This window comes from Rhodoferax sp. ZS1R25 (assembly GCF_056521335.1).
The window spans coordinates 38,286-61,313 of the sequence record NZ_JBWMAZ010000004.1 but is presented as its reverse complement, the minus strand read 5'-3'; the positions used below and the strand labels follow the sequence as shown (position 1 = coordinate 61,313).

At 66.3% G+C, this 23,028-nt stretch carries 28 protein-coding genes; 15 read left to right on the top strand and 13 right to left on the bottom strand.

All coding sequences use genetic code 11. The features are described from left to right. Window positions 1-32 precede the first annotated feature (32 nt). Window positions 33-1,634 (top strand): methyl-accepting chemotaxis protein, encoded by a 1,602-nt coding sequence (locus AC097R_RS19855; RefSeq protein ID WP_479599957.1) that lies wholly within the window; start codon window positions 33-35, stop codon window positions 1,632-1,634. Here the strand turns inward: AC097R_RS19855 and AC097R_RS19850 are convergent. Continuing rightward, complete coding sequence (locus tag AC097R_RS19850; RefSeq protein ID WP_479599956.1) at window positions 1,631-2,524, bottom strand: LysR family transcriptional regulator; 894 nt, start codon at window positions 2,522-2,524, stop codon at window positions 1,631-1,633. The two genes, AC097R_RS19855 and AC097R_RS19850, sit on opposite strands and share 4 nt — an antisense overlap. A 107-nt stretch (window positions 2,525-2,631) precedes the next feature. Between AC097R_RS19850 and AC097R_RS19845 the strand changes: the two genes are divergently transcribed. Then, window positions 2,632-3,636: a sugar nucleotide-binding protein gene (locus AC097R_RS19845; RefSeq protein ID WP_479599955.1), complete on the top strand. Its 1,005-nt coding sequence runs from the start codon at window positions 2,632-2,634 to the stop codon at window positions 3,634-3,636. Window positions 3,637-3,661: 25 nt separating this feature from the next. Continuing rightward, on the top strand, window positions 3,662-4,825 hold the full coding sequence (locus AC097R_RS19840; RefSeq protein WP_479599954.1) for an Acg family FMN-binding oxidoreductase: 1,164 nt from the start codon (window positions 3,662-3,664) through the stop codon (window positions 4,823-4,825). On the opposite strand, the gene AC097R_RS19835 is transcribed toward AC097R_RS19840, so the two are convergent. From AC097R_RS19835 to AC097R_RS19795, 9 genes are all read right to left on the bottom strand, one after another. Beyond that, a complete protein-coding gene (locus AC097R_RS19835; RefSeq protein WP_479599953.1) occupies window positions 4,822-5,424 on the bottom strand; it encodes a LysE/ArgO family amino acid transporter in 603 nt (200 codons plus the stop codon). The genes AC097R_RS19840 and AC097R_RS19835 overlap by 4 nt on opposite strands. Beyond that, a complete protein-coding gene (locus AC097R_RS19830; protein ID WP_479599952.1) occupies window positions 5,414-5,929 on the bottom strand; it encodes a CinA family protein in 516 nt (171 codons plus the stop codon). The genes AC097R_RS19835 and AC097R_RS19830 overlap by 11 nt, the downstream gene beginning before the upstream one ends. Beyond that, entirely contained in the window at window positions 5,926-6,507 is a 582-nt protein-coding gene (locus tag AC097R_RS19825) for a phosphatidylglycerophosphatase A family protein (RefSeq protein ID WP_479599951.1), read from the bottom strand. Before AC097R_RS19825 ends, AC097R_RS19830 begins: the two co-directional genes overlap by 4 nt. 48 nt (window positions 6,508-6,555) lie before the next feature. Continuing rightward, window positions 6,556-7,320: an amino acid ABC transporter ATP-binding protein gene (locus AC097R_RS19820; RefSeq protein ID WP_479599950.1), complete on the bottom strand. Its 765-nt coding sequence runs from the start codon at window positions 7,318-7,320 to the stop codon at window positions 6,556-6,558. Further along, on the bottom strand, window positions 7,307-7,957 hold the full coding sequence (locus AC097R_RS19815) for an amino acid ABC transporter permease (protein ID WP_479599949.1): 651 nt from the start codon (window positions 7,955-7,957) through the stop codon (window positions 7,307-7,309). Before AC097R_RS19815 ends, AC097R_RS19820 begins: the two co-directional genes overlap by 14 nt. Before the next feature lie 3 nt (window positions 7,958-7,960). After that, on the bottom strand, window positions 7,961-8,644 hold the full coding sequence (locus tag AC097R_RS19810) for an amino acid ABC transporter permease (RefSeq protein WP_479599948.1): 684 nt from the start codon (window positions 8,642-8,644) through the stop codon (window positions 7,961-7,963). Window positions 8,645-8,673: 29 nt separating this feature from the next. Further along, window positions 8,674-9,471 carry a transporter substrate-binding domain-containing protein gene (locus tag AC097R_RS19805; RefSeq protein ID WP_479599947.1) on the bottom strand — a complete coding sequence of 266 codons (798 nt, stop codon included), beginning with the start codon at window positions 9,469-9,471 and terminating at the stop codon, window positions 8,674-8,676. After that, the gene (locus tag AC097R_RS19800) at window positions 9,468-10,244 is read right to left on the bottom strand and encodes a GntR family transcriptional regulator (RefSeq protein WP_479599946.1); all 777 of its coding nucleotides are present in this window, start codon (window positions 10,242-10,244) and stop codon (window positions 9,468-9,470) included. Before AC097R_RS19800 ends, AC097R_RS19805 begins: the two co-directional genes overlap by 4 nt. 115 nt (window positions 10,245-10,359) lie before the next feature. Beyond that, window positions 10,360-11,247 carry a LysR family transcriptional regulator gene (locus tag AC097R_RS19795; RefSeq protein WP_479599945.1) on the bottom strand — a complete coding sequence of 296 codons (888 nt, stop codon included), beginning with the start codon at window positions 11,245-11,247 and terminating at the stop codon, window positions 10,360-10,362. A gap of 127 nt (window positions 11,248-11,374) precedes the next feature. Between AC097R_RS19795 and AC097R_RS19790 the strand changes: the two genes are divergently transcribed. Both AC097R_RS19790 and AC097R_RS19785 read left to right on the top strand, forming a co-directional pair. Then, window positions 11,375-11,590: a hypothetical protein gene (locus AC097R_RS19790; RefSeq protein WP_479599944.1), complete on the top strand. Its 216-nt coding sequence runs from the start codon at window positions 11,375-11,377 to the stop codon at window positions 11,588-11,590. Window positions 11,591-11,592: 2 nt separating this feature from the next. Beyond that, complete coding sequence (locus AC097R_RS19785) at window positions 11,593-12,027, top strand: tautomerase family protein (RefSeq protein ID WP_479599943.1); 435 nt, start codon at window positions 11,593-11,595, stop codon at window positions 12,025-12,027. On the opposite strand, the gene AC097R_RS19780 is transcribed toward AC097R_RS19785, so the two are convergent. Then, window positions 11,990-12,892, bottom strand: coding sequence for a LysR family transcriptional regulator (locus AC097R_RS19780; protein WP_479599942.1), 903 nt, complete (start codon window positions 12,890-12,892; stop codon window positions 11,990-11,992). The genes AC097R_RS19785 and AC097R_RS19780 overlap by 38 nt on opposite strands. A 116-nt stretch (window positions 12,893-13,008) precedes the next feature. Here AC097R_RS19780 and AC097R_RS19775 point away from each other — a divergent pair, with 116 nt between their 5' ends. Further along, window positions 13,009-13,902, top strand: coding sequence for a sterol desaturase family protein (locus AC097R_RS19775; RefSeq protein ID WP_479599941.1), 894 nt, complete (start codon window positions 13,009-13,011; stop codon window positions 13,900-13,902). A 21-nt stretch (window positions 13,903-13,923) separates the two neighbouring features. Here the strand turns inward: AC097R_RS19775 and AC097R_RS19770 are convergent, their stop codons facing one another. Then, on the bottom strand, window positions 13,924-14,340 hold the full coding sequence (locus AC097R_RS19770; RefSeq protein WP_479599940.1) for a PilZ domain-containing protein: 417 nt from the start codon (window positions 14,338-14,340) through the stop codon (window positions 13,924-13,926). 163 nt (window positions 14,341-14,503) lie between these two features. Here AC097R_RS19770 and AC097R_RS19765 point away from each other — a divergent pair, with 163 nt between their 5' ends. Together AC097R_RS19765 and AC097R_RS19760 are read left to right on the top strand one after the other, a co-directional pair. Next, the gene (locus AC097R_RS19765; protein ID WP_479599939.1) at window positions 14,504-14,881 is read left to right on the top strand and encodes a VOC family protein; all 378 of its coding nucleotides are present in this window, start codon (window positions 14,504-14,506) and stop codon (window positions 14,879-14,881) included. A gap of 3 nt (window positions 14,882-14,884) precedes the next feature. Beyond that, a complete protein-coding gene (locus AC097R_RS19760) occupies window positions 14,885-15,337 on the top strand; it encodes an EVE domain-containing protein (RefSeq protein ID WP_479599938.1) in 453 nt (150 codons plus the stop codon). A gap of 40 nt (window positions 15,338-15,377) precedes the next feature. Here the strand turns inward: AC097R_RS19760 and AC097R_RS19755 are convergent, their stop codons facing one another. Next, on the bottom strand, window positions 15,378-15,779 hold the full coding sequence (locus tag AC097R_RS19755; RefSeq protein ID WP_479599937.1) for a DUF2177 family protein: 402 nt from the start codon (window positions 15,777-15,779) through the stop codon (window positions 15,378-15,380). Window positions 15,780-15,889: 110 nt separating this feature from the next. Between AC097R_RS19755 and AC097R_RS19750 the strand changes: the two genes are divergently transcribed. The 7 genes from AC097R_RS19750 (at window position 15,890) to AC097R_RS19720 (ending at window position 22,997) form a co-directional block, all read left to right on the top strand. Continuing rightward, the gene (locus AC097R_RS19750) at window positions 15,890-16,333 is read left to right on the top strand and encodes a hypothetical protein (protein WP_479599936.1); all 444 of its coding nucleotides are present in this window, start codon (window positions 15,890-15,892) and stop codon (window positions 16,331-16,333) included. Between the two features lie 61 nt (window positions 16,334-16,394). Next, entirely contained in the window at window positions 16,395-17,117 is a 723-nt protein-coding gene (locus AC097R_RS19745) for a helix-turn-helix transcriptional regulator (protein WP_479599935.1), read from the top strand. A 102-nt stretch (window positions 17,118-17,219) separates the two neighbouring features. After that, window positions 17,220-18,116: an EAL domain-containing protein gene (locus AC097R_RS19740; protein ID WP_479599934.1), complete on the top strand. Its 897-nt coding sequence runs from the start codon at window positions 17,220-17,222 to the stop codon at window positions 18,114-18,116. 123 nt (window positions 18,117-18,239) lie between these two features. Beyond that, window positions 18,240-19,658, top strand: a complete 1,419-nt coding sequence (locus AC097R_RS19735) for an efflux transporter outer membrane subunit (RefSeq protein ID WP_479600044.1) — start codon at window positions 18,240-18,242, stop codon at window positions 19,656-19,658. Window positions 19,659-19,712: 54 nt separating this feature from the next. Next, on the top strand, window positions 19,713-21,068 hold the full coding sequence (locus AC097R_RS19730; RefSeq protein ID WP_479599933.1) for an efflux RND transporter periplasmic adaptor subunit: 1,356 nt from the start codon (window positions 19,713-19,715) through the stop codon (window positions 21,066-21,068). Next, window positions 21,065-21,805 (top strand): ABC transporter ATP-binding protein, encoded by a 741-nt coding sequence (locus AC097R_RS19725; RefSeq protein WP_479599932.1) that lies wholly within the window; start codon window positions 21,065-21,067, stop codon window positions 21,803-21,805. The genes AC097R_RS19730 and AC097R_RS19725 overlap by 4 nt, the downstream gene beginning before the upstream one ends. Next, window positions 21,795-22,997 carry an ABC transporter permease gene (locus AC097R_RS19720; RefSeq protein WP_479599931.1) on the top strand — a complete coding sequence of 401 codons (1,203 nt, stop codon included), beginning with the start codon at window positions 21,795-21,797 and terminating at the stop codon, window positions 22,995-22,997. Before AC097R_RS19725 ends, AC097R_RS19720 begins: the two co-directional genes overlap by 11 nt. The last annotated feature ends 31 nt before the right edge of the window (window positions 22,998-23,028 follow it).

The window sequence follows — 23,028 nt, the reverse complement described above, 5'->3', positions numbered from 1 at the left end:
GCGCGCCAACTACAGCGTGGGGTCTGACGGACATGGCTTTTACCAATTTCAAGATCAGCGTCAAGCTGGGCATTATTTTTGCGGTGCTGGTGGTGATGACCGCAATCGCCGGCGGCTTTGCGTTGCTGCAAATGGCCAACATCAATGGCAATACCGAAGACATCGCTGATAACTGGCTGCCCAGTGTTCAGTACCTGGGCGAGATGCAGACCTACCTGAGCGAGATGCGCAGTGCGGAACTGCTGCACGCGTTGGCCGTGGCGCCAGAAGACAAAAAGCCCGAGGCCGAACGCATCGCCACCACCAAGCGCAAGCTCGACGAGGTGGGGCAAAAGTTTTTTGTGCTGGTGGATTCGCCGCAGGAGCAAAAAGCCTGGGATGCCTACAGCAAGCAGCTCAAGGCCTATTACGAAACCGGAACCAAGCTGCTACAGCTGTCGGACATCGGTCCGTCCGAAATGGACGCCACGTCGGTCTATGTGCGCGGAGAATCCAGAACCGCATTCCGCGCCTTGCAGGCCACTATGGCCGATATGGCGGCCCTCAATGTGAATGGCGCCCACGCGGCGCGTGAAGCCGCCCACAGCACGTATGGATCGGCGCGCATGGCCGTGAGTGTGGTGGTGGTGGTGGCCGTGCTGCTGGCCATCGTGCTGGGCGTGTGGATCAGCCGCCAGATCACCCGCCCGCTGGCGTTTGCCGTGCAGGCGGCTGAGGGCTTTGCGGCGGGGGATCTGGTGAAGCCTTTGCGCGTGCAAGGCAACGACGAACCCGCCCAGCTGTTGCGGGCCATGGAGACTATGCGCACCAGCCTGTCGCGCGTCGTCGCCAGCGTCCGCCAAGGCAGTGAATCGGTGGCCACCGCCAGCGCCGAGATCGCCCAAGGCAACCACGACCTGTCTGCCCGCACCGAACAACAAGCCAGCGCCCTGGAAGAAACCGCCGCCTCCATGGAAGAACTCGGCTCCACCGTCAAACAAAACGCCGACTCCGCCCGCCAGGCCAATCAATTGGCCATGAATGCCTCTATGGTCGCCATCCAAGGCGGAGAAGTCGTCGGCCAAGTCGTGGAAACCATGAAAGGCATCAACGAATCCAGTCGAAAGATCGCCGACATCATCAGCGTCATCGACGGAATCGCCTTCCAGACCAACATCCTGGCCCTGAACGCAGCCGTAGAAGCCGCAAGAGCCGGAGAACAGGGACGAGGCTTTGCGGTGGTGGCGTCTGAAGTCAGAAGCTTGGCCGGACGCTCTGCAGAAGCTGCCAAAGAAATCAAAACCCTCATCGGCACCAGCGTAGAACGCGTAGAACAGGGAACCGCCCTGGTCGACAAAGCCGGCTCCACCATGACCGAGGTTGTTACCAGCATCAAACGGGTCACTGACATCATGGGAGAAATCAGTGCAGCCAGCAGTGAACAAAGCAGTGGAGTGGCGCAGGTAGGAGAAGCCGTCACCCAGATGGACCAGGCCACCCAACAGAACGCAGCGCTAGTCGAACAAATGGCCGCAGCAGCCTCCAGCCTGAAGAGCCAGGCACAGGACCTGGTGCAGGTGGTGGCGGTGTTCAAGTTGGGTGCGGACCAGGGTGCGCTGGAGTCCTCAGGCCGTTCGGTGCCGCTGCTGCGCTAAACCAACTCGGGCAGGGCGTCGGCCAAAAAGTCGTAGACCGCGCGGATGCGCTGGCTGGTGCGAATCTCGCGGTGCACCGCCAGCCACATGGGCAGCGGCGGAATGGCCAGCTGGCCCGGCAGCACGCGCACCACCTGCGCGTCGGTGCGCGCCATGTAGTCCGCCACAAACCCAATGCCCAGACCCGCCTGTACGGCGCGCCACTGCACGATGAAGTCATCGCTGCGGAATGAAAATGCCTCACGCGTGACCGGAAACCCCATGGACTGAAAGCCCTGCAGGATGGCGGTGTCGGTGTCGCTGCCAATCAGGTCGTGCTGCACCATATCGGCGGGCGTGCGCAGCGCACCGCGGCGCGCCAGGTAGCTCTGGTGCGCATAGGCCCCAATGCCCACGGCGCCAATCTTTTTGGCAATCAGCGTGGCCTGCTCGGGGCGCACCATGCGCACGGCGATGTCGGCCTCGCGCCGCAGCAGGTTGCTCACCTGGTTGCTGGACACCAGCTCCACCTGCACCTCGGGCAGGGCCACGCGCATGCGTGCCAGCACGGGGGGCAGCAGCTGCACGGCCACGGGCACACTGGCCGTGATGCGCACCGTGCCCTGGGTCTGCCCCTGGTTGCCCGACAGCGTGCGCGCCAGCTGCAGCGCCCCGGCCTCCATGCCGCGGGCCGATTCGGCCAACAGTCGCGCACTGGCGGTGGGCACCAGCCCGCGCCCCGTGCGCTCAAACAGCACCACACCCCACTGGCTCTCTAGCTCGGCAATGTGCCTCCCCACGGTGGGTTGGCTGGCCTTGAGGACGCGCGCAGCGCCCAGCAGGCTGCCTTGGTCCAGCGCCGCCAAGAAAGAACGCACCAGGCTCCAGTCAAACGCGTAGGGAGCGGTCATAAAGAGGTATTCAAAAATGAAATTCAGTTATGGATATTTATGCAATTGTGAAGTATCGCCTTTGTTTCCACAATCCACCCACTAGCAACAGCACACGGAGAAAAACCATGCAACAACGGGTCTTGATTTTGGGCGCACGCGGACGTTTTGGCCTGGCGGCAGCGCGCGCCTTTGCCGATGCCGGCTGGCAGGTGCTGGGCCACATGCGCCCAGGCGCGCAGGTGCCCGCCGAGGTGGCGAATGACCCACGCATCGAGTGGCTGGCCAGCGACCTGGCTGATACCGCCGCCCTGGCGCGCGCAGCTGGCACGGCTGACGTGGTGGTGCACGCGCTGAACCCGCGATACACCCACAAGGCCTGGAAGGCCGAGGCCCTGCCCATGGCCGAGGCGGCGGTGGAGGTGACCCGCGCTTTGGGCGCCACGCTGATGTTCATGGGCAACATCTACAACTTTGGAAAGGACATGCCGGGCCTGCTGCGCGAAGACACGCCGCGGCGCGCGCAGACCGTCAAAGGCCAGATCCGCATCGCCATGGAGTCGCTGATCGAGCGTTCCGGCGTGCGCGCCGTAGTCATCCGCGCGGGCGACTTTTTTGGCAGTGGCCAGGGCACCTGGTTTGACCAGGTGATCGTGAAGGACATCCGCAAGGGCGTGTTCACCTATCCCGGCCACCGCGACATTGCCACGGCTTGGGCTTACCTGCCCGACCTGGCCCGCACCTTTGTGCTGGTGGCGCAAAAGCGCGCAGAGCTGCCGCGCTTCGAGGTCTTGCACTTTGCGGGCTACCAGATCACCGCGCAGCAGTGGTTGGACGCCATCAAGCCAGTGGCGCGTGCGCAGGGCTGGATCCAACCGCAGGCCGAGGTGAAGTTTGCTCGCCTGCCCTGGCCCGTGATCACGGTGGGTGCGCTGTTTGTTCCGACCTGGGCCGCGCTGCTGGAAATGCGCTACCTGTGGGACAAGCCCCATGCGCTGGCCAATGACCGGCTGGTGGCCCTGATCGGCCAGGAGCCACACACCCGGTTGGAGACCGCCGTAGCGCAGGCCCTTGCCGACCTGCATTTGTTGCCCGCCACGGCTGCACCGGTATCCGCACCGGTGGCGGCCTGAGCACTGCACACAAGAGGACACCACCATGCAACGACGCCAACTTCTGCGCGTGCTCGGCGGCACCGCCATCGCCGCGGTCAGCCTGGGTGCGGCGGGCTATGCCAGCCTGCCCACCGCCATGCCGGTTGACGCCATTGCGCCTTGGCAAGGCCCGAGCACCGAGATGGCCGGCGACCTGCGGCGCCAGCTGTTGTCCTACGCCATGCTGGCGCCGCATGCCCACAACCTGCAGTCCTGGTCCGTGGATTTGTCGGAGCCCAACTCCATCACGCTGTACTGCGATCTGCAGCGCCAGCTGCCGCAGACCGACCCGCTGTCACGCCAGGTGCTCATGAGCCACGGCACCTCTCTGGAGCTGCTGGACCTGGCTGCGCGGGAGCAAGGTGTGCGGGCCGACATCACGCTGTTTCCCCAGGGCGTGTTCAGTCCACATGCGCTGGATGCGCGCCCCGTGGCGCGCATCGTGCTGGTTCCCCAGCCCGGCCTAGCCGGTGACCCGCTGTTCGCCCAGGTGCTGGCACGCCACACCAACCGCGCCGCCTACGATGCCACTCGCTTGGTGCCTGCCGCGGCAGTGGACGCCATGCGTCAAGCGGCGGGCCCGGGTGTCACCGTGGGATTTGTGGGCGCAGACCAGCCCGCACTGGCCACGCAGCACCGCACGCTGGCCAGCGAAGCCTGGCGTACTGAACTGACCACGCCGCGCACGGCGATGGAGTCCATGCACCTGTTGCGCGTGGGCAGTAGCGAGGTGGCGCAGCACCGCGATGGCATCCATGTGCTGGGGGCCTTTCCCGTCGCGCTGGACCGTCTGGGCATGCTGGACCGCAACGCGCCCCCGGCGGGCGTGGCGCTGGACTCGCAGCTCACAGAATTCGATGCCAAGTTGGCCACTACACCGGGCTTTCTGTGGCTGAGCACCGCAGGCAACAGCCGCGCCACGCAGATCGCGGCGGGACGCGCGTATGTGCGCGCGCAGTTGGCGGCCACGCAGCAGGGGCTGTCGTTCCATCCGCTGTCGCAGGCGCTACAGGAGTACCCCGAGCAGGCCGAGGCCTACCGCAGCATCCACGCGCTGACAGGCGCGGCCGCCCAAGGCCACACACTACAAATGTGGGTGCGCGTGGGCTACGCGGTGCCCGGCGGTCCATCGCCACGCCGGCCGCTGCAGGCGCTGATTCGCAGCTAGCCCAGCAGCAGCGTGCTGGCCAGTGCCAGCATCACCACGGCGATCACGCTGTCGAGCACGCGCCAGGCGGTGGTGGTCTCAAACAGCGGGCCCAGCAGGCGCGCACCAAAGCCCAGGGCGGTGAACCACACCACGCTGGCGGTGCAGGCACCTGCGCCAAATACCCAGCGCCCGGCGTCGCTACGCTGGTTGGCCACGGCGCCCAGCAGCACCACGGTGTCCAGGTACACGTGGGGGTTCAAAAAGGTGAAGCCAAAGCAGGCGGCCAGTGCCGTGCCCAGCGTGGTGGCTGCGGTCTTGCCCAGCTCCATGTGGCCGCCCTGCCAGGCGCGGCGCGCGGCCAGCAGGCCATAGCCCGCCAGAAAGGCTGCACCACCGTAGCGGGCCACCGCCATCAGCGTGGTGCTGTCCCGCAGCACGGCCCCGGCGCCCCCAATGCCTGCCAGGATCAGTAGCGCATCGGCCCCCGCACAAAACAGCACCAGCGGCAGCACATGCTCCTTGCGAATGCCCTGGCGCAGCACATAGGCGTTTTGCGAACCAATGGCCACGATCAGCGCCAGGCCGGTGGCAAACCCCGTCAAAAAATCAGCATTCATTCAGCAATACGGTCAGTTGGGTGAGGGCGTGGTGCACGGTCGCGGCGCGCACCGCGGCGCGGTCGCCCGCGAAATGCTGCACCTCGCTGCGCAGGCCGGTGGGCGTGGCCCAGCCAAACCAGACGGTGCCCACGGGTTTGTCGGCGCTGCCACCGGTGGGGCCGGCCACGCCGGTCACGGCCACGGCCACTTGCGCGTGCGAGTGTTGGAGGGCGCCCTGCGCCATGGCGCGCACCACGGCTTCGCTCACGGCGCCGTGGGTGGCAATCAGCGCGGCGTCCACGCCCAGCTGCTCAGTCTTGGCGGCGTTGGAGTAGGTGACAAAGCCACGCTCAAACCAGGCGCTGGACCCGGCCAGGTCGGTGCAGGCACCGGCAATCAGGCCGCCAGTGCAGCTCTCGGCCGTGGCCAGCATCCACCGGTGTTTAAGCATCAAATCGGCCACTAGCACCCGTGAATATTGCGCGAGCAGCTCCTGATTTGATAGCGAATCGGTGGTGCTCACATGAACCTCCACAGCGCCACTACCAGCACGGTGCAGCCCGCGGCCACGAAGTCGTCCAGCATGATGCCGAAGCCGGCCTTGGTCCAGGCGCGGCGGTCGGTTTGCGGGTCCACGTGGTGGAACAGGGCATCGGCCCATCCCACCGGGCCGGGTTTGACGGCATCAAAAAAGCGGAACAGGCCAAAGGCCATGACCTGTCCGACCAGCGAGGTCGGCGTCACCAGCCACAGCACCAGCCAGAAGGCGATGATCTCGTCGATCACTACGTTGCTGGGGTCCAGCACGCCCAGGTTGCGCGCGGTGACGGTGCTGGCCCACCAGCCCGCCAGGGTGCCCCCGCCGATCAGCAGGGCCCAGCCGGTGTCACCCAGCCAGGGCTGCAGCGCCACAAAAGCCGCCCACGCCCACAGCGAGCCCGATGTGCCGGGCGCAATGCGCGACAGGCCCGAGCCAAAGCCCAGCGCCAGCACATGCGCCGGGTGCGCGAACATGAATTTGGCGGTGGGCCGGGAGGATGGAGGGGTCAAGGGGGTGCCGCTGACGGTGTCCAGCGGAATCAGGGTCACGGGTTCACTCATGCCCCGATTATCGAAGACGCCGCGGCGGACGTCTTCCGGACGCTCGGCTCAGTCGTGCAGGGACGACAAAAACTGCTGCAGCTCGGGCGTTTGTGGTTTGCCAAAGATGTCGGCCGGCGGCCCCATCTCGTGCACGCGGCCCTGGTGCATGAAGATCACGCGGTTGGAGACCCGGCGCGCAAAGCTCATCTCGTGCGTCACCATCAGCAGCGTCATGCCGTCCTGCGCCAGGCCTTCCACCACGCGCAGCACCTCGCCCACCAGCTCGGGGTCCAGCGCGCTGGTGATCTCGTCACACAGCAGCACCGCGGGCTCCATGGCCAGCGCACGCGCAATCGCCACCCGTTGCTGCTGCCCGCCTGACAGCTGGTCGGCATAGGCATCAAACTTTTCGGCCAGGCCCACGCGCGCCAGCAGGGCGCGGGCATGGGTCTGGGCGCTGGCGGCGTCCTTGGCTTTCACCAAGCTGGGCGCCAGCATGATGTTCTTGCCCACTGTCAGGTGCGGGAACAGGTTGAAGCCCTGAAAAATCATGCCCACGCGCTGGCGCAGTGCGCGCATGGCGGCGGCGTTCTTGTGCAGCAGGGGTTTGCTGTCCACCGTCAGCGCACCGCTCTGGAACTCTTCGAGCCCGTTGATGCAGCGCAGCAGCGTGCTTTTGCCCGAGCCGCTTTTGCCGATGATGGCGATCACCTCGCCCGGGGCTATTTGCAGGTCAATGCCCTTGAGCACCTCGTTGCTGCCATACGATTTGCGCAGTGCGCGGATGTCCACAATGGGCGCCAGGGTGGCGCTGGTTTCAACGGGGGGCATGCAACTTCCTCTCCAAGGATTTGGCGTAAAGGCTCACGGGGTAGCACAGCACAAAGTACATGACGGCCACGCAGCTGAAGACGAGAAACGGGCTGTAGGTGGCGTTGGCAATGGTCTTGCCCACCTTGGTCAGCTCCATGAAACCGATGACCGAGGCCAGCGCCGTGCCTTTGATGACCTGCACCAAAAAGCCCACGGTGGGTGCCACCGCAATCTTGAAGGCCTGCGGCAGGATGACGTAGCGCAGTTGCTCGGCAAAGTTCAGCGCCAGGCTTTGGGAGGCCTCCCACTGGCCGCGCGGAATGGACGCCACGCAGCCGCGCCAGATCTCGGTGAGGAAGGCGCTGGCGTAGAAGGTAAGCCCCATACCGGCCGCCACCCACGGTGAGGTGTTGATGCCAAACAGGCCCAGGCCGTAGTAGGCCAAAAACAGCTGTACCAAGAGCGGCACGCCCTGGAACAGCTGCACATAGGCGCTCACAAACACACCCGCACCGGGCAGTTTGCTCAGGCGCAACATCAAGAGCAGCAAGCCCACCAGCCCCCCGCCAATGAAGGCAATGAGCGACAGGCCTACCGTCCAGCGCAAGGCCAGCAGCAGGTTGCGGACAATGTCCCAGAGGGAAAAATCAACCATGGTCTAGCGCCTCCCGAACAGAAAGGTGGCACCGGCCCAGTTGAGCAGGTGGCGTACCGCAAAGGACAGCAGCAGGTAGAGCGCGCCGACCACAATGAAGGCCTCGAACGAGCGGAAGTTGCGGCTCTGAATCAGGTCGGCCGCATAGCTCAGCTCCTGCGTGGAAATCTGCCCGCATACCGAGGAGCCCAGCATCACGATGACGATCTGGCTCACCAGGCTGGGCCACACTTTTTTGAGCGCAGGCGGCAGCACCACGCGGCTAAAGGTTTGCAGCCGGGTGAGTGCCAGACTCACCGCCGCTTCGATCTGCCCCTTGGGCGTGGCCTCCAGCCCGGCGCGGATGATCTCGGTGGCATAGGCCCCGAGGTTGATCACCATGGCGATGAAGGACGCGGTCTCCGCCGACAGCTTGAAGCCCGCCGCTGGCAGGCCAAAGAAGATGAAGAACAGTTGCACGATGAAGGGCGTGTTGCGGATCAGCTCCACATAGCCATTCACCACAGCACGCAGCCAGGCCGGGGCGTGCTCAGCCCCAAAGCCGCGCGCCCGCACCCACGCACAGCCAATGCCCAGGGCCGTGCCCACCAGCACGGCGGCGGCCGTGAGCGCCAGGGTCCAACCGATGCCGGTGAGCAGCAGGGGCCACTCCGCCAGCACGGCGCCAAAGTCCAGCTGAATGCGCATGGAGATGTTCGATCAGGCGGTATCAGGCGTTACAGGGGCAGGTCGCCCGCGCCGCGGCCCAACCACTTTTTGGCCATGGCTTCGAGCTCGCCGCTCTTCTTGGCTTCGGCAATGATGTCGTTGACCTTGGCTTTGAGCTTGTCTTCGCCCTTGGCAATGCCGATGAAGTTGGGGCTGTCTTTCAGCAGCAGCTTGTATTCGCTGGAGAGCTGCGGGTTTTTGGTCATCATGTTGCCGGCCACCGAAGCGCCCAGCGCCACAAACTGCACCTGGCCGGCTGTGAACGCGGCGATGGTGGCGTTGTTGTCTTCAAAGCGTTTGATATCGGTGTTGGCGGGGGCCACTTTGCCGAGCTCCTGGTCTTCCATGGCGCCGCGGGTCACGCCGACGGACTTGCCGCCGAGGTCGGTGAAGGCCTTGATGTTGACGTTTTTGGGGCCAAACACGGCCTGGAAGAAGGGCGAGTAGGCGGACGAGAAGTCGATGACTTTTTCGCGGTCAGGGTTCTTGCCCAGCGTGGCAATCACCAGGTCGGCCTTGCGGGTTTGCAGCGCGGGGATGCGGCTGGCGCTCACCACCACCACCAGCTCCACGGGTACGCCCAGCTTCTTGCCAATGTAGTTGGCCATGTCCACGTCCAGGCCGATGGGCTTGAGGTCGGTGCCCACAAAGCCGTAGGGTGCGGAGTCGGTCTGCACCGCCACCTTCAGCACCTTGGCTTTGAGGATGTCGTCCAACGCGGTTTGCGCCTGCACGCCAGCGGCGGCCAGCAAAGTGCCGGCCGCCAGGGCCAGCGTGAAGGTGCGTTTGTTCAAGGGGAAGGTCATAGCAGGGCTCCAAGGTAGGTTGAGGTGTCTTTGGTGGATTTGTCGGCAGGGCTTGTGTGCAAGTCCTGTGCCAAACGCTTGGTGGTGCGCGGCGCGCTGTTGTCGCCCAGCGGGCTCAGCGCGTTGCGCAGTTCGGCCAGCGGGTCGCCGCTGTGGGCTTGCAGTTTCAGTGCGTCCTGCACATGGCCAATGTGGGCCTGCATCAGCTGTTCGGCCAGCACCCAGTCAGAGGCTTCGAGCGCTTCGACGATGCGGCCATGCTCTTCGCAGGAGTGGGCGGCATCGTGGGTGGACTGGTAGAGCATGGCGATCAGCGTGGTGCGCGCGGTGAAGTCGCGCAGCGTGTCGGCCAGCAGGCTGTTGCCCAGGCACTCGGCCAGGCACACATGGAAGTCGCCCAGCAAATAGCTGCGCAGGCCCACGTCGCTGCCCTTCACCGCGGCCTTCTCGGTCTTGATGTGGGCTTTGAGTTTTTTGATGGCCGCCTTGCTCACCTCGGTGGTGCAGCGAATCAGGCCCATCTCGATCACGCGGCGCGCCTCAAAGGCTTCGCGCGCTTCGCTCAGCGAGGGTTCGATCACATACCAGCCACGCCGGCTGCTGACGGTGACAATGCCCCGCGCTGCCAGCCTTGTCAGCGCCTCGCGGACGATGGTGCGGCTGCAGTCGAACAGCATGGCCAACTGCTGCTCGCCCAGGCGCGCGCCGGGGGCGAGTTTTTGCGCCATGACGGCTTCAATGATGCGGGTGCTGATGTCGGATGCGTTGGCCATGTGGCCTGCAACACTGCAAATCCCGTGCCACTGGTATACAAGATATGCGCACCAGAGCGGTGAATCACGCGCGCTCCGGCGGGGCTTCGTGCCCCGTGTCAGTGCGCGTGCGCCGTCAGGTCATGCCGGCGATCCACTCCGCCCAATAGTCAATGCACGCCCGGATCTTGGGCAGGCGGTGGCGCTCTTGCAGCATCACCGCATAGATGGGGATGCGCGGGCTCACAAAGTGGTCTTCCAGCAACGGCACTAGCGCGCCGCTGCGCACCCAGGGCGCGGCCATCAGATCGTGCAGGCGGGAAATGCCCACGCCATGCACCACCAGGTTCAGCAGCAGGGCGGTGTTGTCGGCGCGCGTCTGGCCAGGCACCAGCAGGTCTGGCTGGCCGCTGCGGCTCCAGCGGTTCAGGTTGGGGCTGGCGCTGTTGGCAATCAGGTGGTGGTGGGCCAGGTCGTCCGGGTGCTGCGGCGTGCCGCAGCGCGCCAGGTAGCGCGGCGCGGCATACAGCGTGCGGCCGTATTCGCCAATTTGCCGTGCCACCAGCGTGTCGCTGACGGCCGAGCCGGTGCGGATGGCTACGTCGATGCCATCGCGTGCCATGTCGGCAATGCGGTCGTCGGCGTTGATGTCGATGTGCAGCAGCGGCCAGCGCTGGTACAGCCCTTCCAGGCTGGGCGCGATCACGCATTCGGCCATCAGCGGGCTCACGCTGATGCGCACCCAGCCGCTGGGCCCACTCAGCTTGCCGCTGAGTTCGCTGTCCAGCTCGGCTGTGGTGTCCAGCAGGCGTTGGCCGTATGCCAGGAGGGTGTCGCCCTCGTCGGTCAGGCTCAGGCCGTGGGTGGTGCGGTGCAGTAGGCGCACGCCGCAGGCCGCCTCCAGCCGGGTCAGTGCGCGGGTGACCTGGCTCACGGGCACGTTGCGCTCGCGCGCCGCGGCGGACAAGGTGCCCAGCTTGGCAATGCGGGTGAACAGGGCGACGTCGTCGAGTTGGAGTTGCATGGCGCCATTGTGCGGCGGCTGGGATTGGTTTTGCAAATACTGCAAAACCAATATGGGTTTTGCACGGTTTCCGAATGGTGGTTGCACTAATAAAGTTCAAACCATCGTTTCTTCACCGGAGTCCACCATGTTCCCCACCGTACCCAGTGCCACCACGATTGCCCGCCTGCAGGCCCAGGCCAGAACCGAGATCCACCGTCTGCGCGGCGCGGCGTCCGACGACTTCTGGCGCGGTGCCGACGCCGTGTGGCAGCGCAGCCAGGGTTTCGCCCAGCGCAGTGCCGACCGCCTGAAGGCCCGTCTGGCCCGCCGCGCCTACCGTTCCACCACCACGAAAGCCTGACCATGCCCACCCTGCAACTCAAAATCTCGCCGCTGCAAAACCCCTCGCGCTACCGCGCGCTGGCCGAGGCGCTGACCCGCATCACGCACGAACAGCTCGGCAAGCGTGCCGAAGTGACCGCGGTGGTGATCGACGACGTGCCCGCTGCGCGCTGGCATGTCGGCGGCACCGACGTGCAGCGGCCCACGGCCCTGCTGGAGATCAGCATCACGCAAGGCACCAACACCGCCGAGCAAAAGGCCGCCTTTATTGCCACCGCGTTTGCCGAGCTGGAAGACCAGCTGGGCGAGGGCCACGGGTTGGAGCCCGCCAGCTACGTCATCGTGCGTGAGGTGGCTGCGACCGACTGGGGCTATGGCGGCCACACGCAGGCGGCGCGCGCACGCGGCCTGGCCAGCGCTACGCCTGCGCGCTCAGCCCTGGCAAGCGCCGCATAAGCAGGTCTGCCATGGGCGAGGGGCTGCGCCCGCGCAGGGTGACCACGCCCATCTCGCTGAACAGCGGTGGCAGCCCGGCCACCTGCAGCGGCACCAAGCTGCCCGTATCCAGTGCGGCAGCCACGGCCTCGCGCGGCGCGGCCAGCACGCTGTCGCTGGCCAGAGCGACCTGCAACAGGGTGTGGATGTCGTCACACTCCAGCGCCAGCGGCGGCACCTCGCCCTCGGGCAACCCCAGCAGGCGCGCCAGCAACTGCTGCACGGCCGCGGGCACCCGCACACTGAGCATGCCGTAGCGCCACAACTCGGCCAGGGTCGTGGCGGGCGCACGGGCCAAGGGGTGTCCGGCCCGCACAAAAAAGCCCGCGTGCAGCCGCGTCAGCGGGCGCACCACCAAGTCCGGGTCGGTGGGCAGGTCGCGCGTGTCGGCCACAAAAAACTCCAGCTCTTCGGCCCGCAGGTCGTGCGCCAGCAGCTCCCAGTTGCCGGTGCGCACCCGCACATGGATGTCGGGAAACTCCTGGCGGATGGCGCCCAGCAGCGGCGGGATGAAGGTGGCGCCAGGGTAGGGCCCCACGCCAAACGCCGTGTCGCCCAGCTTGCGTTCACGGTACAGCGCCACGTCGCGCTTGAGGCAGCGGCTGTCAAACACCAGGCGGCGTGCGCGCTCCAGCACAAACTCGCCGGCCGGCGTGGGTGTCACGGCCAGCGGGCCGCGGTCGAACAGGCGCATGTCCAGCTCCGCCTCGGCCGACTGGATGCTGCGGGTCAGCGCCGGCTGGCTCAGGGCCAGGGCTTCGGCGGCGCGTGCGAAGTTGCGTTTGTCGGCCAGCACCACGAGGTGGGTCAGTCGTTTGATGTCCATTGGAATGATTTTTCAATGCAGTGGATGCATTGAAATTACCGTGTAATTGCATTGGACTCAATCCGTACTGCCCCCAACAATGCGTGGAAAACCACAACACGCTGGAGACACACGCGATGAATGGACTGCAAAACCTGGTGCTCGTCGGCATCATCCTGGGCTTCGCCCTGGTGGAATGGCGCTCGGGCCGGCCCAAGGACTACCACGCCACGCGCGACGACACCACGCTGGAGGCCGCCATGTTTCTGGCGCTGGTGGCGCTGGTGCAGCCGCTGATCTTCTTCATCACTGGCAAGCTGGGCGTCTGGCTGCTGCCCGAGTACCACCTGGCGTGGGCGCACTTGCCGGTCTGGGCCATGGTGGCCATCCTGCTGGTAGGGGACGACATGACGCAGTACTGGTGGCACCGGCTCTCGCACACGCCGCTCTTGTGGCCGCTGCACCGTGCGCACCACACGGCGCACTACATGAGCATCCGCATCACCTACCGCAACAACTTTTTCTACTACGCCATGATGCCCGGCCTGTGGGTGTCGGGCGTGCTGATCTACCTGGGTTTTGCCAACGTGTACCTGGTCTATGTGGTGGTGAAGCTGACGGTCATCATGGGCGCGCATTGCAGCGTGGCGTGGGACGCGCCGCTGTACCGCCACCGCTGGCTGCACCCGGTGGCCTGGGTGGTGGAACGGGTGTTCTCCACCCCCGCCACCCACTGGGCGCACCACGCGCTGAGCAATGCCGACGGCGTGGGCCACTACAAGGGCAACTTTGGCAACCTGCTGTTTGTGTGGGACCTGCTGTTCGGCTCCGCCAAGATCACGCGCCGCTACCCGCCCCAGGTGGGCCTGCAGGACGACCTTCTGCACGGCAAGGAGCGCTGGTTTGTGGAGATGTTCTACCCACTGCTGCAGTCGCGCCGCCCACATTCGGTGCTGGCGCAGGGGGGGCGCGCCAACGCCATGGAGGAGGCGGACGGCATCGCCGCCCTGCCACCTGCCGCACAGCCGTAATTCAGCCTCAGATCTCCGGCCTCAGGCCAGTGCGTGTTCGCCCACGGGGTGCAGCACGCAGCGCAGCACCTTGTGGTCGGCCGCCTGCAGGGTGGCCACCAGCATGGACAGCACCTGGGTATCGGCGCGCGCGACAAAGCCACTGCGGGTGTACATGCCCTCGGGGCGCGACCAGACCCACTGCACCTCGCCGCCGTCCAGTTTTTCCGACACGTCGGTGGGGCTGACGACCAACTCCAGGTGGAAAGACTTGCCGGTCAGCTGCAGGCCGGCCTGCGAGAGGATTTGGACCCCGCCCTCGCTGATGTCCAGCACCAGCGCCGCGATGGACTGCGGGCTGTTGGCGTCGCGGAACGCAAACAGGGGCGTGGCGTTGGCGCCGGTGCCCAGCAGGAAGAAGGGCGCGCGTGTATGCACCCGTTGTTCAGAAGAAGCCATGCACAAAACCTCAAAAAAAAGAAGAAGACGCCTGCCATGGTGGGCGGCTTGCGTTGCAGCCGTATGACGAACCGGTGACGCAGGCGTTGCACCCTCCTGACACACCGCTGTCAGTAGCCCCCCGGCACCATCTGGGCTTCTTCAACGCAACAAGGAATGCACCATGAAAAACGCTATCAGCTGGTTTGAAATCCCCACCACCCAACTGGACGCCGCCCAGGCCTTTTACGAAGCCGTGCTGGACCGCGCCATGCGCCGCGAGAACATGGGCCCCAGCGAAGGCGCCGTGTTCCCTTACGACATGGAAGGCGACGGCACCGGCGGCGCGCTGATGATGGGGCCCACGGTGCCCAAGGTCTCGGGCGGCGGCACGCTGGTGTACCTGGACGCATCGCCCGCGCTGGACGCCGCGCTGGAGCGCGCCGTGGCCCAGGGTGGCCAGATTGCCCAACCCCGCACCGCGCTGCCGCCGGGCATGGGCTTCTTCGCCCACATCACCGACCTGGACGGCAACCGCGTCGGCCTGCACGCCCTCGCATAAACCATGACCACGCGCAACAACTGGATTGCCGTGGCCTGCGCTGCGCACGCCCGCCGGGGCTGCGCGGTGCCGGAGCAGGGCTATATGCAGGTCTGCCACGGCAAGTGCGCGCCGCTCAAGCGCGTGGCGCCGGGCGACCGCGTGGCCTACTACAGCCCCACGGTCAGCATGGGCGGCAAGGACAAACTGCAGTCGTTCGTGTCGATTGGCATCGTGCAGCCTGGCGCGCCGTATGAGTTCGACATGGGCGGCGGCTTTGTGCCCTACCGGCGCGACGTGGCCTACGTGCCCGCGCTGGAGGCGCCCATCCTGCCGCTGCTGGACGACTTTGAGTTTGTGGAAGACCGCAGCCGTTGGGGCTACAAGTTCCGGTTTGGCCTGTTCCAAGTCAGCGACGCCGACATGCTGCACATCGCACACGCCATGCGCGCCGCACCAGATTTGCTCTACTTTTAGGAGCGTCCTGCGCAGGTTCTGCGGGGGCTAGAGGGCCGTTTCATGCAAATTTTTCCCACGCCAGCTTGCCCGCGGCGGCCGCGGCGCAACTCACCACCGCCCCCCAAGCCATGTCCAGCAATGACAGGCCCACGGGCCAGTCTTTCAGCGTGGCGAGGTTGGTCAGGTCATAGGTGGCGTAGGCAAACAGGCCGAACAGCGCGCCGTGCACCAGGGTGCTGGTCCAACTGGCGCTGGCGCCCTGCGGCGCCACCACGAACAGCACCAGGCCCAGCGCGTACACCGCATAAAACAACGCGGCTACTCCCAACCGCGGTTCGGCCGCCATCAGGTGGCCGATGCCGTTCTGGTACAGCGCCTTGGCCACCACGCCAATCCACAGCAGGTCCAGCGCCAGCAAGAGCAGGGCGGTGGCCGCGTACGTCGCCACGTATTTGTTCATGGCGCCAGCTTACCCAATGTGGCGGCGCCCTCGGTGCGCAGGCGCACAGAGGGGCTGCGCCTGCGGTCCTAGAGTGAACGGGTCGGCATACCGCCGTACTGGAGAGCCCCATGGACAAGACCAATCCCCCCACCACCTTTGGCGTCTTCAAACCTGTGGGTCACACCGTGATGGCCTTCCCGACGGAAGACGCCTTGCAGTCCGCCAAGGCGGCGCTGGCCGTGCAGGGCTTTGGCCCGGCCCGCCTGGTGGAGTACACGCCCCAAGAGATGCTGGCCCAGGTGGACGCCGAGCTGCAGACCGCCAGCCCGCTGGCCAACTTTGGCTACGAGCTGGACCTGGTGCGCGTGCACAAAGCCTTTGCGGAAGACGGCTGCAGCTTTTTGGTGGTTGAGACCGGCGACGACGCGAGCGCCACGCGGGTGGCCGATCTGGTGCCCAGCCTGCACCCGGTCACGGCGCAGCGCTACGGCCGTTTCATGATCGAAGACCTGACCGAGAAGCTGCCCGGCCGCCAGATCGACAAGAACGCCCTGCCGTCGGGTTCGCTATGAAATTGCTAGCTGTTGGCGCAAGTATCATGGGGGCTAGAGGCCAAAAACACATCCAACTCCCATGCGCCGCGCCGACCGCCTGTTCCAAATTGTCCAACTCATCCGGGGCCGCCGCCTCACCACGGCGGCCTTTTTGGCGCAGCGCCTGGAGGTGTCCGAGCGCACCGTCTACCGCGATGTGGCCGACCTGCAGCACCAGGGCGTGCCCATCGAAGGCGAAGCCGGCGTGGGCTACCGCCTGGGCCAGGGTTTTGACTTGCCGCCCCTGATGTTCAGCGTGGACGAGGCGCGTGCGCTGGTGGCCTCGGTGCGCATGGCCCAGGTCTGGCAAGACCCGGTGCTGGCGCAAAACTCCCAGGTGGCGCTGGGCAAAATTCTCTCGGTGCTGCCCGCCGCGGCCCGCGCGGCCGCGCAGAGCATGGCCATCTACGCGCCGCCTGTAGGGCTGGAGCCCGCGGTGCAGGCCACACTGCAAACGCTGCGGGAGGCCGCCCAAGCCCGCAACAAGGTGCGCATGCAATACCGCGATGCAGCCGACAAGCCCAGCGAACGCACGCTGCGCCCGCTAGGCTGCTTTTACTGGGGCCGGGTCTGGACGCTGGCCGCGTGGTGCGAGACGCGCCAGGGCTTTCGCAGCTTCCGCCTGGACCGCATGGAGCAGCTGGAATTGTTACAAAGTGCAGCGGGCCGCTTTGCCGAAGAGCCCGGAAAATCCCTGGCCGATTACCTGCGCACCGCTGCGCCGCCAGAGGCAATCTCCCGCCTGCAAGACGGCGGAACCTAGCGCGCAGCCGGGGCGCAACTTTGCAAACCGGAACAATTTGGACACACGGGCAAGGGGCCTTTGGGCGTAGATTTGTCACGTTCTGTGCCCAAAGGTATCTTCATGTCCGCTACCCCCTTGTTTCAACGTCTGCTGCAGCGCTGGCCCGCCAAAAATCCGCCGCACCCGCTGCAGGTCTTGCTGGACCAGGGCAAGCTGGGCACGCTGTACCAGCCCATCATCGCGCTGCAAAGCGGCGAAATCGACGGCCATGAGGCGCTAGCCCGCGGACACAGCGGCACCGAGCTGCCCCCCGTGCTGCTGGACACTGCGCAGGCGGTCCAACTGCAGACCGAGCTGGAGCTGGCCTGCACGGGCCTGGCCCTGCAAGGTTGGGGCTCCCCCCACACGCAGGGCCGCATTTACCTCAGCTTCAGCGCGGCCACGTTGACCACCCTGAACGAGACCCAGGCGCTGCCCCGCCTGCAAGAGTTGTTTCTGGCCAGCGGTGTGCCCTGCAAGCGCGGTGTGGTGGAGGTGACCCAGCACCGCAAGCTCGACGACCTGGCTGCACTGGCGCGCGCCACCACGGCCCTGCAGTCGCTGGGGTTCGCCATTGCGCTGGACGACGTGAAGGCCTCGCAGCGCAGCCTGAATTTGTGGATGCAGCTCAAGCCCTCCATCGTCAAGATGGACAGCCGCATGACCACCGATCTGAAGAATGATCCAGCCAAGGCCAAAGTGCTGCGCTCACTGGCCGCCTTTGGTTTCAAGACCGGTGCCAGCCTGGTGGCCAAGTCGGTGGAAGACGCGGCTGACCTGCGCATCGTGCGCGACTCCGGCGTTCAGTTGGCGCAGGGTCAGTTTCTGGGCTTCCCCTCGCCCGCGGTGGTGGACACGCTCAACCTGCGCGCACGCCAGGTGCTCACCGAGAAGTGGGCTCCGCATGACCCGACCTCGCAGCCGGCCGAACTGGTGGCGGTGGATACGGGCCCGCAAGGCCTGCAATGGTTCGATTGAGCGGCCCGAACCTGCTCACCTAACTTTACAAAGCTTCACGCCGAGCGCACAGACGTGTAAAGCTGGGTAGGCACCATCGATTCACTGCAATAGCACCCCGTGTGCACTGAGCGTGAATTGAAACTGTCTGCCCCTTCTCCTTCTTTCCCATCCTTTCGCCTGACCGCACTGGTTCTGGCGGTGCTGTCGCTGTCGGCGTGCTCCACGCTGCTGCCCAGCAAGCCCGCAGTGCCGCAAAGCAGCGTGGCCGTGCCTGCGGCTTGGACTGCCACCACCGCATCCACTGCGGCCACGCCCACCGCGCTGGCCGACTGGTGGTCGCGCTTCAACGACCCGCAGCTCACCGGCCTGGTGACCCAGGCGCTGCTGGCCAACACTGATGTGCAAACCGCGCAGGCCGCCCTGCAGCAGTCACGCGCGCTGCGCGACGCCAAGGTCGCGGGGCTGGGCCCCTCCGTGGGCGCCAGCGCTTCGGCGCAACGCAGCTATGCGGGCACGGGCAGCAGCGGTACCTCGGGCAACAGCTTTTCGGCGGGCTTTGATGCGAGCTGGGAGCCAGACATCTTTGGAGGCAAGCACAACGCGGCCGACGCCACCCAGGCCGATGCCGATGCGGCCCAAACCAGCCTGGGCAATGTGCGTGTGTCCGTGGCGGCCGAGGTAGCCGTGGCCTATATCGAGCTGCGCGGCCTGCAGGCCCAGGTGGCCATTGCGCAAAGCAACCTGCAAAGCCAGACCGAGACCCTGCAGATCACCCAGTGGCGCGCGCAGGCGGGCCTGACCACCTCGCTGGAAGTGGAGCAGGCGCGCACCGCCGTGGCCCAGACTGCGGCGCAAGTCCCCGCGCTGCAGGCCAGCGTGAGCAAGACCCTGCACAGCCTGGCCGTGCTCACCGGCCAGGCCCCGGCCGCGCTGGTGGACACACTGGCCGCCGTGCAACCTGTGCCCCAGGCACCGCCAGACTTGGCGCTGAGCCTGCCCGTGGACACCCTGCGCCAGCGCCCCGATGTGCGGGGGGCCGAACTCAAGGTGACCGCGGCGCTGGCCCGTGTGTCGGAGGCGGAGGCCGCGCGCTACCCCAGCTTCTCGTTGAGCAAGACGCTGGGCCTCAAGGCCCTGACCCTGGGTGCGTTGACCGATGGCGCGTCGCTGGTCAGCGCGCTTCTGGCCAGTGTGTCAGTGCCGCTGTTGGACGGCGGCGCCGCCAAAGCCCAGGTGCGCGCGCAAGAAGCCGCATTGGCGCAGGCCCATGTGGCCTACCAGGCCACCGTGCTCACCGCACTCAAGGATGTGGAAGACGCGTTGGCGGCATTGCAGGGTGACCGCAGCCGCTTGGTGGAGCTACAGACGGCGGCCGATGCGGCCCGCAATGCGGCCTTGCTGGCCAGCCAGCGCTACCAAAGCGGCCTGATCGATTTTCAAACCGTGCTGACGACGCAGCGCACGCTGCTGGGCGCGCAAGACAACGTGGCCAGCACTGTGGCCGACGTCAGCGCCGACCACGTGCGCCTCTACAAAGCGCTGGGCGGCGGCTGGAACTGAGCGCCACCCCACCGACCTGCCGCACCGAAACCTCTTATTTTTTGACTGCCCGCCATGACACCCTCTACTCCTGAATCGCAAACCACTCCCCCCAACCCGCGAGCGCCGCTGCGCACCGAAGACGTCATCCAGCTATTGGACGAACCGGCCAGCCGTGTCTGGTGGCGCCGGCCTGCCGTGTGGGTGGGCGCGGTGGTGCTGGTGGCGGCCGTGGCCGGTGGGCTGGTCTGGAAGGGGCGGCAACAGGCTGCTCAGGCGCCGAGCTATGTGACGGAGGCCGTGGCCCGCGGCCACCTGTCCCTGTCGGTCACGGCCAACGGCACGCTGCAGCCCACGCGCTCGGTCAGCATTGGCAGCGAGCTCTCAGGCACGGTGCTGCGCGTGCTGGTGGACGTGAACGACCATGTCAAAAAAGGCCAGGTGCTGGTGGAGCTGGATACCTCCAAGCTGGGTGACCAGGTGAAGCGTTCGCGCGCCACGCTGGCGTCAAACCAGGCCAAGCTGGCCCAGGCCGTGGTGGCCACGCGTGAGGCCCGCACCAGCCTGGCCCGTCTGGAGGAAGTGGCACGCCTGTCGGGCGGCAAGGTGCCGTCCAAAACCGAACTGGACACGGGCCGCGCTGCGCTGGAAACCGCCCAGGCGTCCGAACTCAGCGCCCAGGCTGCGGTGGCCGATGCCAAGGCCGCGGCCGCCACCGACGAGACCAATCTGTCCAAAGCCTCCATCCGCTCACCCATTGATGGTGTGGTGCTGACGCGCACCGTGGACCCTGGCAATGCCGTGGCCGCATCCCTGCAGGCGGTCACACTGTTCACCGTAGCTGAAGATTTGACCAAGCTGCGCCTGCAGGTGAATGTGGACGAGGCCGATGTGGGCTCGGTGCAGGTGGGCCAAAAAGCCAGCTTCACGGTCAGCGCCTACCCGACGCGCAAGTTCCCCGCCAAGGTCACGCGCGTGGCGTTTGGCTCCACCACCACCGACAACGTGGTCACCTACATCACCTACCTGGAGGTGGACAACACCGACCAGACCCTGCGCCCGGGCATGACGGCGTCGGCCACCATTGCCGCCACCGAGCGGGACGACGCGCTTTTGGTGCCCAACACCGCGTTGCGTTTCTCGCCGCTGGCCAGCACGGGTGGTAGCGGTGGTACTGGTAGCGGTGGGGCCAGCAAGGGCGGCATTGTGTCAAGCCTCATCCCGCGCATGCCTGGCGGCACACGCAAAACGGGTGGCAGCGGCAGCGCGGGTGCTGCGCGCCAGGTGTGGGTGCTGCGCGATGGCGTGGCCGGCGCCGTGGCGGTCACGCCCGGCATTTCCGATGGCCGCATGACCGAGATCACCGCGGGTGAGCTGCAAGTGGGCGACAAGGTCATCACCGACCAGCGCACCGCCGGAGCCCGCTCATGAGCGAGGCCGTTCCCGAACACACGCCGCTGATCCGGCTGCGCGGCATCACGCGCGACTACGGCATGGGCGCCACGGAATTCCGCGCGCTGAAGGGGGTGGACCTGGACATCGAGGCCGGCGACTTTGTCGCCATCATGGGCCCCAGCGGTTCGGGCAAGTCCACCGCCATGAACACGCTGGGGTGCCTGGATACGCCCACCTCGGGCCAGTACCTGTTCCAGGGCGTGCCGGTGCAAAGCCTGGGCCGCGACCAGCGCGCCCGCCTGCGCCGGCGCTACCTGGGTTTTGTGTTCCAGGGCTTCAACCTGCTGGCGCGCACCTCGGCGCAAGAAAACGTAGAGCTGCCGCTGCTGTACCGCGGCGAATCGGTGGCCGACCGGCGTGCTGCGGCCAGCCGTGCACTTGCCTCCGTAGGGCTGGCGGGCTGGGAGCACCACACGCCGGCTGAGCTGTCGGGTGGACAGCAGCAGCGCGTGGCCATTGCGCGTGCCATCGTCACCGAGCCGGCGGTACTGCTGGCCGACGAACCTACGGGCAATCTGGATACGCAGCGCAGCCACGAGATCATGGAGCTGCTGTGGCGCCTGAATGTGGACCTGGGCATCACCGTGCTCATGGTCACGCACGAACCCGACATGGCGGCCTACGCCAAACGCGTGGTGCGCTTTGTGGATGGGGTGGTGGCCGACGATGCCCGCAACCCCCACTCCACCGCGGAGGTGGCCCATGCTGCTTAACACCCTGCTGCTGGCGCTGCGTTCGATCCGGCGCAACCTGCTGCGCTCCTTCCTCACCATTCTGGGCATCGTGATTGGCGTGAGTGCGGTGATCACCATGGTCACGCTGGGGCAGGGCGCCACGCAGGCCGTGCACAACCAGATTGCCAGCCTGGGCAGCAACCTGCTCATGGTGCGCCCCGGCCAACGCCAGGGGCCAGGGGGCGGCGGTGGTGCAGCTTTCAAAGAGGCCGATTCCGTGGCCATTGCCACGCAACTGGGCGGCGTGCAGGCCGTGGCGCCCGAGGCCCGCGCCAGCGTGACCGTGGTGGCCAATGGCCGCAACTGGTCCACCAGCGTGACCGGCAGCACCAACGCCTGGTTTGACGTGAGCAATTGGAAGCTGGCTCAGGGCCGCCGCTACACCGACGAGGAGCAGCAAGCAGGCTCGGCCGTCTGCGTGATTGGTGAGACTGTGCGGCGCGAGCTGTTTGGCAGCCAGCCCGCGCTGGGCGCCCAGGTGCGCGTGAAGCAGTTTTCATGCGAGGTGGTGGGCATCCTGGCTTCCAAGGGCCAGGCTGCCATGGGTAACGACCAGGACGACGTGGTCATGGTGCCCCTGCACACGCTGCAGCGCCGCGTGACCGGTTCGCTCAATGTGGGCACCCTGCTGGTGTCCATGCAAGAGGGCAGTGACGCCACCCGCGTCAAGGCCGGCTTGACCCAGCTGCTGCGCGAGCGCCGCAAGCTGGCCGATGGTGACGACGACAACTTCAACGTGCTGGACACGCAGCAACTGGCCGAGACGCTGTCGGGCACCACGCAGGTGATGACCACGCTGTTGGGCGCTGTGGCCGCGGTGAGCCTGCTCGTGGGCGGCATTGGCATCATGAACATCATGTTGGTGAGCGTGACCGAGCGCACACGCGAGATCGGCCTGCGCCTGGCCATTGGCGCGCTGGAGCGCGAGGTGCTGCTGCAGTTCCTCATGGAGGCCGTGGCGCTGGCGGCGCTGGGCGGGCTGGTGGGCATTGTGCTGGCCACCGTGGCGTCCATCGGCCTGGCGCAGGTGATGCAGGTGCCCTACCTGTTCAACCCGTCCATCAACCTGCTCTCACTGGTGTTCTCTTCTGGCATTGGCGTGGTGTTTGGCTACTTCCCGGCGCGCCGTGCCGCGCGCATGGACCCCATCGACGCGCTGCGACACGAGTAGTTGCGTAAAAAGAGCGATGACGCTCGAATGC

Excerpts from the sequence above, each read along its gene's own strand:
- AC097R_RS19770 (WP_479599940.1), bottom strand. The coding sequence starts at position 14,340 with ATGGCTTCTTCTGAACAACGGGTGCATACACGCGCGCCCTTCTTCCTG.
- AC097R_RS19795 (WP_479599945.1), bottom strand. The coding sequence starts at position 11,247 with ATGCAACTCCAACTCGACGACGTCGCCCTGTTCACCCGCATTGCCAAG.
- AC097R_RS19755 (WP_479599937.1), bottom strand. The coding sequence starts at position 15,779 with ATGAACAAATACGTGGCGACGTACGCGGCCACCGCCCTGCTCTTGCTG.
- AC097R_RS19845 (WP_479599955.1), top strand. The coding sequence starts at position 2,632 with ATGCAACAACGGGTCTTGATTTTGGGCGCACGCGGACGTTTTGGCCTG.
- AC097R_RS19825 (WP_479599951.1), bottom strand. The coding sequence starts at position 6,507 with ATGAGTGAACCCGTGACCCTGATTCCGCTGGACACCGTCAGCGGCACC.
- AC097R_RS19840 (WP_479599954.1), top strand. The coding sequence starts at position 3,662 with ATGCAACGACGCCAACTTCTGCGCGTGCTCGGCGGCACCGCCATCGCC.
- AC097R_RS19775 (WP_479599941.1), top strand. The coding sequence starts at position 13,009 with ATGAATGGACTGCAAAACCTGGTGCTCGTCGGCATCATCCTGGGCTTC.
- AC097R_RS19780 (WP_479599942.1), bottom strand. The coding sequence starts at position 12,892 with ATGGACATCAAACGACTGACCCACCTCGTGGTGCTGGCCGACAAACGC.
- AC097R_RS19800 (WP_479599946.1), bottom strand. The coding sequence starts at position 10,244 with ATGGCCAACGCATCCGACATCAGCACCCGCATCATTGAAGCCGTCATG.
- AC097R_RS19750 (WP_479599936.1), top strand. The coding sequence starts at position 15,890 with ATGGACAAGACCAATCCCCCCACCACCTTTGGCGTCTTCAAACCTGTG.
- AC097R_RS19850 (WP_479599956.1), bottom strand. The coding sequence starts at position 2,524 with ATGACCGCTCCCTACGCGTTTGACTGGAGCCTGGTGCGTTCTTTCTTG.
- AC097R_RS19730 (WP_479599933.1), top strand. The coding sequence starts at position 19,713 with ATGACACCCTCTACTCCTGAATCGCAAACCACTCCCCCCAACCCGCGA.
- AC097R_RS19740 (WP_479599934.1), top strand. The coding sequence starts at position 17,220 with ATGTCCGCTACCCCCTTGTTTCAACGTCTGCTGCAGCGCTGGCCCGCC.
- AC097R_RS19835 (WP_479599953.1), bottom strand. The coding sequence starts at position 5,424 with ATGAATGCTGATTTTTTGACGGGGTTTGCCACCGGCCTGGCGCTGATC.
- AC097R_RS19820 (WP_479599950.1), bottom strand. The coding sequence starts at position 7,320 with ATGCCCCCCGTTGAAACCAGCGCCACCCTGGCGCCCATTGTGGACATC.
- AC097R_RS19720 (WP_479599931.1), top strand. The coding sequence starts at position 21,795 with ATGCTGCTTAACACCCTGCTGCTGGCGCTGCGTTCGATCCGGCGCAAC.
- AC097R_RS19815 (WP_479599949.1), bottom strand. The coding sequence starts at position 7,957 with ATGGTTGATTTTTCCCTCTGGGACATTGTCCGCAACCTGCTGCTGGCC.
- AC097R_RS19810 (WP_479599948.1), bottom strand. The coding sequence starts at position 8,644 with ATGCGCATTCAGCTGGACTTTGGCGCCGTGCTGGCGGAGTGGCCCCTG.
- AC097R_RS19855 (WP_479599957.1), top strand. The coding sequence starts at position 33 with ATGGCTTTTACCAATTTCAAGATCAGCGTCAAGCTGGGCATTATTTTT.
- AC097R_RS19765 (WP_479599939.1), top strand. The coding sequence starts at position 14,504 with ATGAAAAACGCTATCAGCTGGTTTGAAATCCCCACCACCCAACTGGAC.
- AC097R_RS19790 (WP_479599944.1), top strand. The coding sequence starts at position 11,375 with ATGTTCCCCACCGTACCCAGTGCCACCACGATTGCCCGCCTGCAGGCC.
- AC097R_RS19745 (WP_479599935.1), top strand. The coding sequence starts at position 16,395 with ATGCGCCGCGCCGACCGCCTGTTCCAAATTGTCCAACTCATCCGGGGC.
- AC097R_RS19785 (WP_479599943.1), top strand. The coding sequence starts at position 11,593 with ATGCCCACCCTGCAACTCAAAATCTCGCCGCTGCAAAACCCCTCGCGC.
- AC097R_RS19725 (WP_479599932.1), top strand. The coding sequence starts at position 21,065 with ATGAGCGAGGCCGTTCCCGAACACACGCCGCTGATCCGGCTGCGCGGC.
- AC097R_RS19805 (WP_479599947.1), bottom strand. The coding sequence starts at position 9,471 with ATGACCTTCCCCTTGAACAAACGCACCTTCACGCTGGCCCTGGCGGCC.
- AC097R_RS19760 (WP_479599938.1), top strand. The coding sequence starts at position 14,885 with ATGACCACGCGCAACAACTGGATTGCCGTGGCCTGCGCTGCGCACGCC.